Raw genomic sequence first — 388 nt, 5'->3', positions numbered from 1 at the left:
TGAAGCGCCCTGGGTCTGATGGAGACTCGCGCTATTTGATTCCGACCAGGTGTTCGCGGTCGGCTTGGACAGCATAGAACGCGTTCTCGAACTCGGCGGGCGGGACGTCGCCGAGGTAGCTGTGGAGGCGCTGCGTGTTGTGCCAGTGCACCCAACCGAGGGTGGCGAGCTCGAGATTCTCGACCGTCTTCCACGGCCCGGACCGGGCCGGCCCGCGGACGAGTTCGGCCTTGTAGTACCCGTTCACCGTCTCGGCCAGGGCATTGTCATAGCTGTCACCGACGGTCCCGATCGACGGCGTCGCGCCGATCTCCGCGAGGCGTTCGCCGTAGCGAATGGACGTGAATTGACCGGGTTCAACCGGTGGTTGCAACACCGGCTTGTTGGA

At 64.4% G+C, this 388-nt stretch carries 1 protein-coding gene; it reads right to left on the bottom strand.

Annotated elements, in window-relative coordinates; all coding sequences use genetic code 11:
- Positions 1–31: 31 nt before the first annotated feature.
- On the bottom strand, positions 32–388 hold a 357-nt coding region (locus L979_RS04780; protein WP_156125398.1), incomplete at its 5' end, for an integrase core domain-containing protein.

Source organism: Kocuria sp. ZOR0020 (assembly GCF_000800955.1).
Lineage (GTDB): Bacteria > Actinomycetota > Actinomycetes > Actinomycetales > Micrococcaceae > Kocuria > Kocuria subflava.
This window is presented reverse-complemented; position numbering and strand designations above follow the sequence as displayed.